Source organism: Pseudoalteromonas sp. CR1, from assembly GCF_019392235.1.
Taxonomy (GTDB): domain Bacteria; phylum Pseudomonadota; class Gammaproteobacteria; order Enterobacterales; family Alteromonadaceae; genus Pseudoalteromonas.
This window is the reverse complement of record NZ_JAHXRM010000658.1, coordinates 1-232: the sequence shown is the minus strand read 5'-3', so window position 1 is coordinate 232 and position 232 is coordinate 1. Positions and strand designations below refer to the sequence as shown.

Genomic DNA, 232 nt, shown 5'->3' with positions numbered 1-232 from the left:
CGAACATGTACAGCAACAGCCCGATCAGAATCGTGCTTTTGTAGCTAAAGCGCCGCACCACCATCGCGGCCGGAATTGCCACAAAAAAATAGCCCAGGTAAAACGCCGACTGCACGAAGGCGGTCTGGAAATCACTGAGCAAAAACGCTTTCTTGAAGTGTGCAATCAGCACGTCGTTCATGCTCGCCGCTGCGGCCCACAGTGCAAAGATGCTGCACAGCAGGATAAAGGC

General features: G+C 53.4%; 1 pseudogene. It reads right to left on the bottom strand.

Annotated elements, in window-relative coordinates:
- Nucleotides 1-232 (bottom strand): annotated as a pseudogene (locus tag KZZ04_RS20925) (hypothetical protein); the annotation flags it as partial.